This window comes from Nitrospira sp. MA-1, from assembly GCA_032139905.1.
Classification (GTDB): domain Bacteria; phylum Nitrospirota; class Nitrospiria; order Nitrospirales; family UBA8639; genus Nitrospira_E.
Map to the genome: position 1 here is coordinate 1,722,669 of JAQJDB010000007.1, position 13,189 is coordinate 1,735,857.

Annotated in this window: 11 protein-coding genes; 1 reads left to right on the plus strand and 10 read right to left on the minus strand. The window is 49.5% G+C overall.

Going from position 1 to position 13,189, the window contains the following annotated elements:
- Window positions 1-18: 18 nt before the first annotated feature.
- The 9 genes from PJI16_20630 to PJI16_20670 all read right to left on the minus strand — a co-directional run bounded on the left by PJI16_20630 (window position 19) and on the right by PJI16_20670 (window position 7,067).
- Entirely contained in the window at window positions 19-747 is a 729-nt protein-coding gene (locus PJI16_20630; GenBank protein ID MDT3779971.1) for a hypothetical protein, read from the minus strand.
- Between the two features lie 310 nt (window positions 748-1,057).
- Window positions 1,058-1,825 carry a hypothetical protein gene (locus PJI16_20635; protein ID MDT3779972.1) on the minus strand — a complete coding sequence of 256 codons (768 nt, stop codon included), beginning with the start codon at window positions 1,823-1,825 and terminating at the stop codon, window positions 1,058-1,060.
- A gap of 24 nt (window positions 1,826-1,849) precedes the next feature.
- A complete protein-coding gene (locus tag PJI16_20640) occupies window positions 1,850-2,563 on the minus strand; it encodes a hypothetical protein (protein ID MDT3779973.1) in 714 nt (237 codons plus the stop codon).
- 36 nt (window positions 2,564-2,599) lie between these two features.
- Window positions 2,600-3,028 carry a hypothetical protein gene (locus PJI16_20645; protein ID MDT3779974.1) on the minus strand — a complete coding sequence of 143 codons (429 nt, stop codon included), beginning with the start codon at window positions 3,026-3,028 and terminating at the stop codon, window positions 2,600-2,602.
- Window positions 3,025-3,231: a hypothetical protein gene (locus PJI16_20650; protein ID MDT3779975.1), complete on the minus strand. Its 207-nt coding sequence runs from the start codon at window positions 3,229-3,231 to the stop codon at window positions 3,025-3,027. The genes PJI16_20645 and PJI16_20650 overlap by 4 nt, the downstream gene beginning before the upstream one ends.
- Before the next feature lie 101 nt (window positions 3,232-3,332).
- Window positions 3,333-4,040 carry a hypothetical protein gene (locus tag PJI16_20655; protein MDT3779976.1) on the minus strand — a complete coding sequence of 236 codons (708 nt, stop codon included), beginning with the start codon at window positions 4,038-4,040 and terminating at the stop codon, window positions 3,333-3,335.
- Window positions 4,041-4,156: 116 nt separating this feature from the next.
- Entirely contained in the window at window positions 4,157-5,068 is a 912-nt protein-coding gene (locus tag PJI16_20660) for a hypothetical protein (GenBank protein ID MDT3779977.1), read from the minus strand.
- A 463-nt stretch (window positions 5,069-5,531) separates the two neighbouring features.
- Window positions 5,532-6,683 (minus strand): NAD(P)H-dependent oxidoreductase, encoded by a 1,152-nt coding sequence (locus tag PJI16_20665; protein MDT3779978.1) that lies wholly within the window; start codon window positions 6,681-6,683, stop codon window positions 5,532-5,534.
- 81 nt (window positions 6,684-6,764) lie between these two features.
- A complete protein-coding gene (locus PJI16_20670) occupies window positions 6,765-7,067 on the minus strand; it encodes a cupredoxin domain-containing protein (GenBank protein ID MDT3779979.1) in 303 nt (100 codons plus the stop codon).
- Between the two features lie 1,254 nt (window positions 7,068-8,321).
- On the opposite strand from PJI16_20670, the gene PJI16_20675 reads away from it, so the two are divergent.
- A complete protein-coding gene (locus tag PJI16_20675) occupies window positions 8,322-12,476 on the plus strand; it encodes a filamentous hemagglutinin N-terminal domain-containing protein (protein ID MDT3779980.1) in 4,155 nt (1,384 codons plus the stop codon).
- Window positions 12,477-12,747: 271 nt separating this feature from the next.
- Here the strand turns inward: PJI16_20675 and PJI16_20680 are convergent, their stop codons facing one another.
- Window positions 12,748-13,089, minus strand: a complete 342-nt coding sequence (locus tag PJI16_20680) for a hypothetical protein (GenBank protein ID MDT3779981.1) — start codon at window positions 13,087-13,089, stop codon at window positions 12,748-12,750.
- Between the last annotated feature and the right edge of the window lie 100 nt (window positions 13,090-13,189).

Consider the following 13,189-nt stretch of genomic DNA (forward strand, 5'->3'; position numbering starts at 1 on the left):
ACTCAAGAGCTTTTCCCTTTACGTTGCCGACGTCACCAATAATTTCACCGGAATTTCAATGGCCTGTTCGGAAACCACAAGGATACGTCCATGATAAATGTCCGGCGGAAGCCCAGCGGGAATGACACCTTTCAACACAAATTTTTCAAAATCCATCGGATTAATCGTTTTCGTTCCAGGGTTGACCGTGAAGCCTTTGCAGGGAAATACCTGACCTTGAGTCGATCCGATAAACCCGTCGACTTTCAACTTGACGTTCTTGGCTGAATCCATTGAATCATTATTTATAGAAAATGACACCTGCACGGATTGCCCTGGTGTCAGCGGCAACCGATTGGCGATGTAATAGGCAGGGTCCTGTGGTTCGATACCTTCTGATTGTTCCGAGGAAGGCATTGGAGCAGCCGGATCGCGTGGGCTGGGGGTCGGAGGAGCGGATTCCTGAGGTGAAGCCGTGGCCGTTGCCATGACCCCTGAAAATTTCTCCATCACGGAATCTTGCATTATCGTTCCAAAACGATTAATCAGAGTCAATCCCAAACTTAAACCCGCTTCAGCCAGATCCAATCCTTTGGCAAACGTCGTGCCGATTTGATCACCATGCCCGAACACCGAATCCTCAGAGTTGGTGCGTTGATCCGTATGAGCAGAGGCTTGGGCTTTCGACGTTTTTTGAGTTGGAGACCTGCGGGTTTGCGGGGTCTTTTTACTGTTCTTACCGGCCGTGGCTTTACTTCCGGACTTCATGCTCATGACTCCAAAGACATTGTGCGGATTAACAACATGAATGACACGTACAGGGTGAAGGTTGGCATTGCACACAGTAAAGGTGCTGAACAACCGGTCCACATCCCTGACGCATGGTACATGTGCATCCGTGGGAACAAGGTGGATCCTGCCAGATAACCCCGTGCATGAAGTGCCGGAAAAAATGGGCACCAGCGCCGACCAGATGTAAGGCAAGGCCAAGAGCCTGACCAGTGGTTTGTCCCAATGTGATAGCCCCATCGGGTTTGTATGTTGAGTATGAGGAATGCGAATGCGAACAGGACATGAGTTAATTCTCCCCGCTGCTGACAGCACTATCCATGAAATCCTTCTGAGATCGGGGTTTGATCATCGGAAAAGTATGAGAAGGCACATTTCCCACTTTCAACCCACCCGAAGGGGCTTGTCTCCCTCCTCCGAATTTACCTCCCGGCTTGAGGCCATCTTTACCTTTTATTGGTCGTTCCGTGAATGTCCCGTGCATTGGCTGATGAGAGGGAGGGATGGGCTGACAAGGTGATCCCGTGGCCACGACCCGTGAACCTTTAGTCATCGATCGAGATGGAATAGCCGGATTGCCGGCAGTCGCTACCTGAGGAAAACTTTGCGCGGGAGTACGCGATTGCTCACGCCTGACCCTATCTCGTGGAGAAACCATGGTCCGCCCGTCCAGGTTGAGGCGGAGGAGTTCAATCCCTAACACCCGCGCGCGTAACGTATAGCTGGAAGGCAGACAAAAATCCTGATGAAGTCCGATCGACACAGGGGGCAAGCGCCGGATATTCATATCAACAGCAGGGAGCTGCCGGAGTGACAAATTGACGGTTGGCAGATTGGTCACATTGAACTGTTCAACACGTATCGGATCCAGATTGCGAATTTCGTCGATTCGAAGAGATTCAATAGTCAGGGGATCAATATGGTTCAGTTCCTTAATGTGAACAGCGGCCGGGGCAATATTCCGAACTTCGCTGATCACTAGCGGATCAACATTGCTCAGTTCACTGATCCGCAATTTGTCGAGATTTTTTGCTTCTTTAATTTTTATATCGCCCATATGAATGCCCTTCCTTGGCTGATGCTACACCAGTCCTGGCCAGCTATAGTTTAGGTGAATCGCCTTGGCCTCATCGATGATGGCCGGTTGGGTTTGTAATCGAGCCGAAATTGTCACAACTTTGGAAGAGCCCGATCCGTTGAGTTGATAGAGAAACCAGGGAGCAGTCCCCGCCCCGCCCTGCACCACTGAGTCCACAAGCCATTGGACAGTCGCCCCTGAACTGTGCCGAATGGTCGCCCGAAATAATTGTTGAGTGTTGCTCTGATCAATGTAGGCGTTGTCATGTCCTTGCGGATAATAGAGATACGCCTGCTTGGGGAAAACTTCAAGTGTTGGTTGAGGAAGCGGCTCGGGTCCATTTCCCATCAAAGTGACAAAAGCATAGGCTTTCCGAAAAGGGCTTTCCGCCGCAGTGGCGATGATAATGTCAGTTGTCCCATGAGCAAGGCTGCCTTTCGGAGGAGCGACATATAAGCCGGTCGGATCAATCGAACCAGACCCGGGATTTCCTGCAGGATCCTGAACGGCCCAATTCACCTTACTGCTCATCCCGTTATACACCGAAGCTTGAAATCGGACCTGGGTATTCACAGGATCGCCATATCGTTCATCACGAAAATACACTTCAGCGTTGGCCGGCCAGACCTCTACTTCAATTTGATGCTGACAGACGATCTGATGGTAGACCTGGTAGGTCGGATGGGAATGACGACATGGTGCAGTGTGAACCGGCACGGCTAACCTTTCTCTATCATTTGCTCACGAGGACATCTACATTGTGTCGACGTGTTCCTCAAAGTCATCGTCCGGGAGATCAACGGAACAATTGGCAATCTTCCCGAAGAGTTTGCCATTGAAGCTTAGCTTGGATTTACATCCAACCTTCCCCTCCAGTTGCGTCGTGATTCCTTTTGTGCCTAGGACCCCGGCTAATTGCACATTGGCCCCTTCAACCGCGACGGTAAATGGAGAAAGCTTTATACCAAAACTGCCAATCGAAGCCACCGTATGGATTCCACCGGCCCGCCGGAGAAACGGAATCGAAAGATTGATCGGGATCTCGCTGACCTGTACCGAAATTGAACTCACCTGCGCGACAAAAGATCCTTTGACCTTTGTGGCAAAGGCGATTGGTTCGGTTTTAGCCTGGACAGAAAAATCCGGGCAACTCTCCATACCCAGTTGGCCTTTGAAATTCACGTAGACTCCTCCTGTGCTGTCTGCTGAGTCGTCATCCCATCCGGATAGACCCGCTCGGCCAGATCACTACACATTGCATCAATCCGTTCATTCAAATGTTCAAACCCCTTCAAGGATTGACAAATTTCTTCACAGTTTTCCCCTTCAATCTCAAACGAGACAAAGGGACCAAGTTTAATTCGAAGAACCATATTGGCCGCCATTCTATCACCTTTAGTAAAAAATGAAACCGGGGTATATAAATAAGGGCGTTCCCCTTAATACATTGCTTCCCCTTAATTTGACCTGGCCATACCGCCCTTAATTACTTCGATTTCCTTGAATCCTGGCGACGCACCGGACGCTTGCCGTTTCCATTCCTGGGTTTCATCGTTCCGGTCTCATTGGCCTTCTTTTTCGCCATACCATGACCATTCGTCTGGACGTGCCCATTACCAGGCTTGTCGTTCACCTGACTCAGGTTTCTATCTGCCTCTCGCAAGAATTTCACAATCTGATCCATGGAATGTAACATGACTCCAAGCGTGTCTTTTTGTTGCCGATCAAGATTTTTGTATAAATCTTCAAGCTTTCGTTCAAGTTCCTGCCCGTCACTGGAAGTGCGGTATTCTTTGCCACGTTCCCGTAGAACCGTTCCGAACTGATCCAGGATGGAGATCACACCAAATAAAATATCCAACGTTACGTCCTGTGCTTCCTGGCCACGAGGATATGGGTGCGGACGGCAATGGGAACAAGCCAGAACCTGTTCACCTAACCCCATACTCCATCTGGCGAAAAGAGCCGATCGGGAATCGTCAGCAATATTCGAACATCCCCGACGATGGAGTTTCCCATAAACAGGATCGAATTGATACGGGGCCATGGCCGCTTCCGCTTGGCCATCAATTCGCAACAGGGGGCGCGCATCGCTGACCTTTCCTTGAGATCGTAGCTCCTGAAGGGCAATCGCAAACACATCACCCCAATACACTTCTGTGCTTCCCGATGCATCCTCAGGAAAACGTCCCATAACTCTATGTGCGCCTGACCACCGGGCTTCCTCTTCCTTAAACGTTTGCCTCTGTGAAAATGGAACAAACCGGACACACCATTTCCTAAACGATCCTGATCCTTCTTCCTGGGGGCTTAATCATAGACTGCCCAGGCCAACTCTCGATGTATCCTTTGCAAACGATGTTTCTTGAGACGGGTCGCAAAATATTTTGTCAAAAAGGCAATCAGCAAATCCCGCCCCGAACCTTCTGGTAGCCCCTGACGCAAACGGGCAATATGGCCTTGAAAGATCCGACGAAGAGTGCGTTCGGGGTCGGCAACCTGATTGAGATAGGTCACCCGATGATAATGCAAGTCTGAATAGCAATCCCCGTGATCGTCAATATGCATAATCAAGGAGCCTGCGAGATAGATCATACTTAAATAATGCAGAGGAACCGCTGGGACTAAAAATCCTGTTAGAACTAAAATAGCATGGCCGCTTCGGTTCCTGGCACTTTCCCGTAAAACCCGCAATTGTTCTCGGCGGGGACGTGAGCGAATGATCTCAGGATCAGAGCGGAAGGTCACATCCCGTTTTTGCGCTTGAAATAGCAGCAGGATGGCTTGCCGAAGTAAAGGATCCAAGACATCCCGTTCAGCAAACAAACGAGCTATAATCACATAAAACAGTTTTTCTCGATCCGTTTGAATCTCAAACCAACCCTTGGTCAAAAGGTCATCCATCCGATCAATATAGGAATGAGCAACATCCAAGCCAAAGTCATCAATAAAGCTATCCGCAAGGAAACAACAACCCCCGAACAAACTGCCAATCATTTGCCGACGCGCATCATAGGGAAATCCCGCAATTTCCGCGCAGGCATGTCCCACAACGGTCATCTTGGCACTCAGTTCCATCATCTTCCGGTATTCATCCTGGCGTTGTTCAAAAAGATCGGGATAATACTCCAGCACTAACGGCTTCAGAAAGACCACTACCTGTTTCCGATAAAAACTGAACAATTGATCAAGAGGCGTATGGAGGGATTGGGACGCGTACATGAAAAAAACATCTCGTTAGAACGAAAGGGTTGCTATTATAAAGCGTTGAAGCGAAACTTTAAATATTTCCCAATGAATCTTGAGAAAAAAGATTAAATTTAACCCAAAGCTATATAATGCAACGGTTATGCCTTCAGACAGACATGCAAATGTGAATAAGTGTGAGCCGGCGAAGATTCGTGTCTCACCCAAAATTTCCACCAAATGAAAGGGTTTTATCAGAATTCTGGCAAACACGAACTCTACCGGAAGAAAAGACTCACGGGATCCGTGAGGGAATGTTGTAGGCATTCAACTTCACTGCACTGATGTAAAAAGCCTCAACATCATACTTTGAAATCCCTTAGAAGCCGAGATACTTTACGACACAAAAACAATTGGTGGGTTGCAGGTTGTCCAATACAAAACAAGATTGGATCAGACTTCGAAGTTGACAGAAAAGTTATTTTCTCCTACCCAAAACTCAATCCGGTTTGGCCACTGGATTTTTTTCGGCGTCTGTAGAGCCATGCAATTGAGCCCTGGTGTCTAGTTCGTGGGCTTTTCGCCCGCCCCTCGCCGTCCGGCATTCGCCTAAATTCCCATGTATCATCACGCTGGCCATTTGAACACAGCGTTCTACCAGGGCAGTTGCGCCCTCCCTGAGTGATTGGGACTTCTGCACATATCGCATATTATTTTGCATGTCTTCCGCACTCCATCCTCGGGAATGGGCAATATAGGGAAACTGCGGGAACTGCACACCGATTTCGGCGAAAAACCCCAGCAGTTGTCCCGCCACAGCCTGAATATTATCCTGCCCACCCGTAATGATAAACCCGCCCACTTTATTATGAAGCAGATGTGTATCTGAAATCGTTTCTTGATTCTGTATGCAGTTCATCCGCTCAACCATCTTGAAATAAAGGCTGCTGGCCGCCCCCCACCGAATGGGAGTGGCCAGCACCATGACATCAGCCCAATGCACCAGACCCTCGTAGACCTGGTCCATCTCATCTTGTGGATCCATCTGCGTAATCGAACAGGGCCAGGTACAGGCCCGTGATGATTTGGAATAAAAACCCTCGCAAGGGCGAAAAGACAAATCCCGAAGACGCAACAAGCGGGTTTCACAATCTAGATTCTCCGAGGCATGCTTCAGTCCGACTTCAAGCAAATCTTCCGAGGTACTATAGCGAGGATGATCAGGCGTCATAACCGTCGTGGAAAGCCCGAGAACCCGAATCGGACCTTTTTCCCTGTGGGGAGTTCGAGCAAGCGGATGGGGTTCATGTGCTTTCCGAGTTCGTTTCGAAATCGCCGTGGACCGAATCAAGACTCGCCCCTCCGCTACTTTCACCTCATAGGCCGGCACCGCGTCTTCTTCATATCCCGGTTCCCCTTTGCCCGTTCGATAATGAAACTTCCAATAATGCCAGGGGCAGACCACGTACTCCCCGTCCAAGGTTCCTTCACCCAACGGCCCACCTACATGGTTGCACGCGCCATTGATCGCTCCGAACTCCCCATTGCGGTAGGTTAACGCCACTGGGGTTCGTCCGATCAGCACCTGCTGCACCGGCTGATGCTTCAAATCTTCGACACCACCCACATCGATCCAGGTTGAATTCGGCATGTTGACTCCTGGTAAAAATGAATCGTCAATCTTTTTTTAACGAAAAAAACGATTATCACAAACTGGAAAGACCGTGCGACCCTATTGCGGAGGCAAATCTCTGCCTTTCGAATCCTCGACGATTAATATACCGCCCATAATCGGATGGATTTGGCAGTGGTATGAATAGCGGCCAGGGGGTAGCCCAGGAAGTGTATATGTTTTCCCCGGTGCAACCTTCCCGGAATCAAACAGACACGGTTTCCCTGTTCCACAATCGTCATGTTGAACGGTATGAGGAGACGCGGTCGCATTAATCCACTCTATGGGAACACCGGCCCAGACCACAGCTTCATGTGGATAATAATAGGGAGGAAAATGTTCCATCCGGATCGGTTCATTCACAAATTCGGTTCCTGATGTGACAGTGCCTAGCAAGACGATATAGAGAAAAATAACACACTGGAGTGTTTTCAGAGGATATCTCCTTTCCGATTGTATGGTTTTAGGGATTGTACTGTGCCTACTGGTCTCAACCAAGTTCTTAAATAAAGGAAACAGTGGCAAGGAAGTTCCACGACCTCTCCTTTCTCAAATCCTGAGCTATTAGCCAATTGTCACCTTCTTCATTATAACTGACGCAGCTCCGGGATTTGGATGCCTCAACACAGAAAGACAGGGAATGTCCCGGGGGAGTATATGGGGATGGGGAAAATGATGCTGAATCAGTCCCTCGTCATACAATGCTAATCCCTTAAGATCAAGCTCCGGTTCGTCAAACTCATCATGACATAAACCAAAATCGGCAGATCTCTCATTCCCTCTGCCATGCCATCATCCATCATTAGAAGAATGCTTCTTTTCTCCAAAACCTCTGCTCACCAGTCCTCAAAGTACACGATTCATCTCACTGAAATTTTTCTGAACGAAATTTGGGTATTTCTTTCAATGAGTTGATTCCACTCTTTAGACAAATGACAAACAGAGAAACTGAAAAACTATCGCAATGCGACATTCTTGGCCGATGAAGTCAGGCTTAGCAAGATCATAGGACTTCCAGAAAGGAATTTTCTTTGCCCCTGTGAGAAAACCGCTGCAGTCGTACCAGTGGAAGTTCTGCGGGTTCGTCCGATGTGCAATCTCAATATTACTCATGCTCGTGAACTCGCTTCGCGATAACTCAAAATTTCACGCCCTGTCACCGCTCTGTTTTTAATAGCAGGTCTTCCCATACGGCATCTTTGGCGCTTGTCTTGGTCAACTCCAAGATTTTCTTCCTTCCCTGTTTTCTATTGAGCGAGATCCAGGTGAATGGGGAGGGAGTATTTCACTTCGGTTGTCTCCCCCCTCACTGGAAACAGTTTTTAAAACCTTAGAAAAACACCAAATAAAGAGGGAAAAGCTTACTTTCCCGGGTACACTCCCCACCTCTGAAAGAGAATGCCGCATCTATTACCTTTACATATCCTGGCTTATTCCCTCAAAAGGGTATCAGGCATAATCAGGAACCTTTGCTTGTAACCAAACCTCCGGGCAGTAAACTCTGATCCCGTGAGGCACGGATCGGATCGTTCCATTTATAAGCCCACTTGATTCCTAAGCCAAACGGAATAGAATAGTATCACCTTCGACCGGAAAGAAAAGTCAGGACTGAACCGAGTGCTTCGCTTTCCTTTCAAAATCTTCCACAGACAATTGCGAAGGATACTCGTTGCCTTTTTATCCGTTGGGACCTTCGTCATTGTGGATGGAAGTCCGGCTCAAGCTCAAACACCACCCATTACTTCATCCGGACTCAATACTCAGGTCAGTGCGCCGAGGCATCTTCCCGGCGGAGCGGTTCAACATGATATTACCGGTGGAACAAGACCGGGTGGCGGAAGTAATCTCTTCCATAGCTTTGGGGATTTTGGTGTTCCCACGGACAATATTGCCAACTTCCTGAACGATTCGGGACTTCCGACTTCAAACATCCTTAGTCGCGTCACCGGCGGCAATCCATCCAATATTTTTGGAACCATTCAAACCAAGGGTTTCGGAAATGCAAATCTCTTTTTGATGAATCCCGCGGGAATAGTCTTCGGCCCCAATGCTGCCTTGAATGTGGGCGGGGCTACCCATTTTACGACCGCTGATTATGTGCGGCTTGAAGATGGGGCCCAGTTCACCGCCCTGCCCGGTGCTCAGGATTCTCTTCTCAGCATTGCTCCGATTGTGGCCTTTGGATTTCTCGGTCCGAATCCAGCCGGCATATCGGTCGAAGGTAGCACGTTGTCGATATCCGAAGGCCAACCGCTTTCGCTCATAGGCGGCGACATCACCATTGGCCGAAGCAATCTCACTGCCCCCGGAGGGCAGATTGCCCTGGCTAGTGTCGGCTCGCCGGGAGAAATCCTGGCGAACACTTTTGACCAGACATCCAATATTCATGGGCATACCATGGGGTCGGGTGGCACTATCAGGATCTCAGACCAGTCTGTCATAGATGCCGGCGGAGAGCATGGTGGCAAGATGTTGATTCGGGGTGGTCGATTGGTCCTCGACCATGAATCCCAAATCCGTGCCAATACGCTGGGAGCGCAAGACGGTGGCCATGTCGATATTGCCGTAAGCGAGAATGTCCTGATAGCGGGTACAGGTGCGCAAACGGACACCCCGAGCGGAATATTTGCCAAAACAGAAGGCGGCGGAAAGGGGGGAACGATTACGATCAGTGCAAGCTCTGTGAAGTTGACTGATGGCGGAAACCTGTCAGTGAGCACCCGAGGGGAAGGGGATGCGGGAACCATTATGGTCAATGCCCCTGATGGCAAGGTCATCCTATCAGGGAGTGATAATCGCTTGACTGATTTTTCGCCTGAGGAAGAGGCCGTGAGCGGCTTGTTTGCCAACACAGTGGGAACAGGTCGGGCGGGTACCATCACGGTGCAGACCGGGGATCTCACTATAAGTGAAGGGGCTCGCATTTCGGCCGGCACCTTTGGGCGAGGCAACGGCGATGCAGGAAAACTCTTTATTGCGGCTACAGGAGACGTTCTTCTTTCAGGCACACAAGTCAATGGCAGCACCTCATCTGGTCTCTTTGCGGGTGCAAGTGAATTGACTCTTCCCGGGAATGGACTTCTGGGTTCCGGCGGAACGATTAACATGACCGGTCAAACTGTCCGGATCCTGGATGGGGCGAAAATACATGTCGCCTCAATAGGACAGGAGCAACCGGACATGAACAGGCTCGATAATGCTCCATCGGCCGGGACCGTGAACATTAAGGCGGCCATGCTGGACCTTACTGGAGCGGAATTGGACGGAAAGGTCATCGACATTATTCCAAGTGAGATAACAGCCAGCGCGACTGGCCCGGCCTCGGCGGGGCACATTCTGTTGGAAGCAGACAATATCACGATTAAAGATGGAGGGGGCGTCACGGCGGATACGGAATCCATAACCAGAATAGAAAAAACCGGGGATATCCAGATACAGGCAAAGGAAAATCTTGTCATCTCGGGAACCGCGGATCGAACGGAGTTTCCACCAAATCTTCTTCCACAAAACACACTTAACCCCCGAACCGTCGTTCAGAGTGCAGTTCGTGCTCAGACAAAGGGCGTGAATCGCGGAGGCGAAATTCACATCAGTGCAGAAAATCTATTTGTTGACGGCGGAGGCCTCATCTCCAATGCGGCTCTTAATGGAGCGGGAGCTGGTGGAAACATACACCTTGACGTCGTAGATACGATTCGATTGTCAGGTGCGTACGAAAAAGTGGACAAGAACAGGACAATTTTTAGAAGTGAGATTTCTAGTGGGACAGAGGGGCCCGGTCATGGTGGTGACATTTCTATCACGGCCAAAAATGTTGAGATGCTGGATGGGGCATGGATTTCATCAAGAACCAGAGGCCGGGGAAGTGGTCATGCCGGCCGGGTGAGTATCACGGCAGAAGAAACCGTTTCTCTCTCCGGATTCATGAGCGTATATGATCCAGAAATCAATAACACCAGCAAAACCCAGGAAATATCAAGTCGAATTATTGCACGCGCAGAAGAACACGACAATCGGCTAGCGGATTTACCTCTTGGTAATGCTGGCGATATCTCGATTACAGCGAAAAATGTCGTGATGAAAGATGGGGCGGAAATCATAGCCCCGTCATCCTCCGGAAGAGTGATACCCATAACGGATGCCATAGAGGAAATCGTTGCCAACATGCCAGAAGAACAGCGTCCACGTGCAGGGAATATCACTGTTAAAGCTGATACAATAATCCTATCCGGCGCGCGAACGGTTGGAGGATCAGGAAAATTCGGTTGGGCTCCAACCACCATCCGCGCTGGGGTTATCGGACCGGCAGGAACCGGGAATGTTTCACTGACTGCCAATACTATTGTCATTCGTGATGGGGCCGATATCAGCGCTGAAACTCAATCTAGCACTCAGGGAGTTCAGCGGGGCAACGTGACGATTACCGCTCATGACAGCTTAACTCTCTCAGGATATCTTTTGCGTACGGAATTTCCAGAAAACCCTATAGGATCAGACCCCTTTCCTGAAGCCAATGGGCGGACGATCAGGCCGACCAGCATTGTTGCCCGAACGAGTGGGACAAATCAGGCTGGGGATATCATTCTCTCGGCAAAAAATCTCATAATTACTGAGGGAGCTCAAATTGCAAATGGGACCCTCAATCATCAGCTTGACAATGCAGGGGGGGGTGGGAAAATCCTTCTCACAGCCGACCATTTGACTATATCTGGCATGGCCCCATTCCCTGATGCCATCGGAAGACCCCTGCCAAGTATTATTTCAAGCAGAACCGATGGGCCTGGTCAAGCCGGTCAAATTGACATTACTTCGAAAACGATAGAAATCAAGAGCGGGGGGCAGATTTCCGCCAGCAGTATTCCCCGCGAGGATGCGATTGGCGCGGGAGCAGGAGGCAATATTCAAATAGTGGCGACCGAAAGATTCCTGGCAAAAGGAGTGGGAATTCTTGAGGGAACCAGAGGTGTTCGAAGTGGAATCTTTAGTAGCACGGAAGGAACTGGATTAGGAGGGAATTTGCGGATTACGGCCCCCGTGATCAAAATGAAAAATGGAGCCGCTATTAGTGCATCCACGACCGGCACGGGAAATGCCGGAGATATTTTCATTACGGCCAGTGACTCAATCCTGCTTGACAAGGCTTCTGTGACAACAGAGGCGGGGTCGGCGGTGGGTGGAAATATTAAACTCACGGCCGATAATCGCATTGATGTGATCAACAGTCAGGTGACTAGCCGAGTTAGGGAAGGATCAGGGTCCGCCGGAAGTATCAATTTCGACCCAGACTTTATCGTACTCAAAAATAGTCAAATATTGAGTACCGCCGTTGCAGGATCTGGAGGTGATATCACCCTCACCGCCAATTCGGCGATCGTGATGGACCCATTTACATTCTTAGACGCGCGTTCGCGGTTCGGGGGCAACGGCAGGGTCAACATTGAATCCCCGGTTCAATTCCTGAGTAGTACCATTGTGCCCTTGCCGCAAAATCTGTTTCCGGTGACGACTCTGTATGGCACCAAATGTGTGGCGGAGCAAGGTCGGTTTAGTTCGTTTGTAGAATCCAAGGCCGACTCCATTGCGCCGACTCCTGGAGCCTTGTTAGCCAGTCCCCTTCTTCCGTTTTCCTCTCATTCTGTTGCGTCGAATCCGATCGATATTCATGGAGATTCAAACAATCAAACACAGGCTGATCCCACTCACGCGACGACATATTCCCCGCCGGTTCTCTTTAGCCAGACCACTGGTCAGCGTGCAACCTGCCGTCCGTAACCACTATGAAACACCTATCCCTTTTAATTCCTGAATTTCTAAAATAGATATTCTTTTCCCTGGTTCGATTACTCTTTGCCATTTCTTCCTCATGTTTATAAAAGGAAGTCGGGCTATGAATACGTATTTCCCTGGTTATAGAGATACGATGTGCCGCGTTTTCTAGTTTGGAGGTAGTGCCTTGAAAAACGTGTTTGCGCAGGAGCTTCAGAGGTAGAACAAGTGGTTGAAACCTACATGGCCGATACTTTTAACGAACCGGGACAGCCCCTTAAAGGAAAAGAACATGCAAGAGGACGGCACAGAGGGAGATAGCGGAGAGGGCGATCGCCACAAGACTGATTTGCAAGGCGCGTTGCTGATTAGATGTGGCCACTGAGGCAGCGTGTTCGATAGCCGCAACCGTACTTTGCAATTGTTCGGCAAGTTCTTTGACATGTGTGGCGTTTTGGGAGGCGGCTGTTTGTAACTCGCTGATCTGTTGCTGCAACAAATGTGTCTGATCAGTGGTAGGGGCAGAATCTTTCTTGGTAAACGCTGGTGCGGTAGCCGAAATGATTGTCCCGATATGTGGAAGAACGGCTTTAAGTGCCGGAATAAGCCATGTTGCCATAAGATTACCTCACAACAATAACCATCTATTAGTCCGATGAAGTACCGAAAGCAATATGCTAAAAATGTAGCGGTTTGTCAAAGAAATGGCCATAAAGCTC

What these genes read in the sequence shown, in the direction of transcription:
- PJI16_20680 (MDT3779981.1), bottom strand. Translation starts at nt 13,089, where the DNA reads ATGGCAACATGGCTTATTCCGGCACTTAAAGCCGTTCTTCCACATATC.
- PJI16_20655 (MDT3779976.1), bottom strand. Translation starts at nt 4,040, where the DNA reads ATGGGACGTTTTCCTGAGGATGCATCGGGAAGCACAGAAGTGTATTGG.
- PJI16_20630 (MDT3779971.1), bottom strand. Translation starts at nt 747, where the DNA reads ATGAAGTCCGGAAGTAAAGCCACGGCCGGTAAGAACAGTAAAAAGACC.
- PJI16_20660 (MDT3779977.1), bottom strand. Translation starts at nt 5,068, where the DNA reads ATGTACGCGTCCCAATCCCTCCATACGCCTCTTGATCAATTGTTCAGT.
- PJI16_20650 (MDT3779975.1), bottom strand. Translation starts at nt 3,231, where the DNA reads ATGGCGGCCAATATGGTTCTTCGAATTAAACTTGGTCCCTTTGTCTCG.
- PJI16_20665 (MDT3779978.1), bottom strand. Translation starts at nt 6,683, where the DNA reads ATGCCGAATTCAACCTGGATCGATGTGGGTGGTGTCGAAGATTTGAAG.
- PJI16_20635 (MDT3779972.1), bottom strand. Translation starts at nt 1,825, where the DNA reads ATGGGCGATATAAAAATTAAAGAAGCAAAAAATCTCGACAAATTGCGG.